Annotated in this window: 2 protein-coding genes; one reads left to right on the top strand and one right to left on the bottom strand. The window is 53.8% G+C overall.

The genetic code is table 11. The features are described 5' to 3' along the window. Positions 1 to 1,027 (top strand): dehypoxanthine futalosine cyclase (locus Q0256_RS06300; RefSeq protein ID WP_297961255.1); only part of this gene is annotated, 1,027 nt, incomplete at its 5' end. A gap of 123 nt (positions 1,028 to 1,150) precedes the next feature. On the opposite strand, the gene Q0256_RS06295 is transcribed toward Q0256_RS06300, so the two are convergent. Then, positions 1,151 to 1,376, bottom strand: a 226-nt coding sequence (locus Q0256_RS06295) for a hypothetical protein (protein WP_297961252.1), incomplete at its 5' end; no start/stop codon positions are given.

Genomic DNA, 1,376 nt, shown 5'->3' with positions numbered 1-1,376 from the left:
GGCGCTAGAGCTGATCGAGCACGCCGATCTGAACGAGCTTGGGCGTGCGGCGTTTGCGCGCAAGCGCGAGCTGCACCCAGATCGCGTCACGACCTTCATCATCGATCGAAACATAAACTACACCAACGCCTGCATGGTAGATTGCAAATTTTGCGCATTTTATCGCCACGCAAGTGACGCGGACGCCTATGTGCTGAGCTTTGAGCAGATTAGCGAAAAGATCGAGGAGCTCATCGCCGTTGGCGGCACGCAAATTTTATTTCAAGGCGGCGTCCATCCGAAGCTGAAAATCGAATGGTACGAGGATCTCGTGGAGTTCATCCACAAAAATTACCCGAGCATCACGATCCACGGCTTCTCGGCGATCGAGATCGATTATATCGCGCGCCTTAGCGGCATCAGCACGCTTGAAGTGCTTCGCAGGCTGCAAGCCAAGGGGCTCTACTCGATGCCCGGAGCCGGAGCCGAAATTTTAAGCGACCGCGTGCGAGAGCTAGTAGCGCCGCGCAAAAGCGACAGCGCCACGTGGCTTAGAGTGCACGAGGAGGCGCACGGCATCGGCATGAAAACGACCGCCACGATGATGTTCGGCACGCTGGAAAGCACGCGCGAGATCGTAGAGCACTGGGATAAAATCCGCGAGCTGCAAGACCGCACGGGCGGCTTTCGAGCGTTCATTTTATGGAGCTTCCAGGGGCAAAACACCCGCCTTTTGCGCGAGCATCCAGAGATCAAAAAGCAAAGCCCGAACCGCTACCTGCGCCTGCTCGCCGTCTCGCGGCTATTTTTGGATAATTTCAAAAACATCCAAAGCAGCTGGGTCACGCAGGGCAGCTACATCGGGCAGTTGGCGCTGAAATTCGGCGCGAACGATCTTGGAAGCACGATGATGGAGGAAAACGTCGTAAAGGCCGCGGGCGCGAGCTTTCGGATGAGCAAGGACGAGATGATAGCGCTGATCCGCGACGTAGGCGAAATACCCGCCAAGCGCAACACCAACTACAATATTTTGGAGACGTACGCTTAGGTGCGGGCTTTTGCGCATCTGCAGCAGGAATTTATGCGCTTACGGGGCGAATTTAGCGGCAAATTTGGCTTAAAACTGATGGCTAATTTTTGCGATCGCGAGCGTGGAATTTTGCCGCGAGTTTTAAAATTTTGATATCGGTATGAATTTAATTTTACGGGCGCAAGCGGAATTTGCGCCCGTAAAATTTAGTTCCGCTGTGGAATTTCGCTTTAAAATTTTGCTGGTGCGAAATTCTGCGTCGTAAGACCAATGCGACTGAGACAGCGTGCGAGAGACATTTCGCGACAGCGTTTGAACGCGGATAAATTTTGCCGATAGTCGCAAATGCGGCGACGCGCCGTTTGTG

The sequence above is a fragment of the uncultured Campylobacter sp. genome (genome assembly GCF_937949835.1).
Taxonomy (GTDB): Bacteria; Campylobacterota; Campylobacteria; order Campylobacterales; family Campylobacteraceae; genus Campylobacter_B.
Note: the sequence above shows the minus strand (reverse complement) of the source record. Positions and strands in the feature narration are given on the sequence as shown.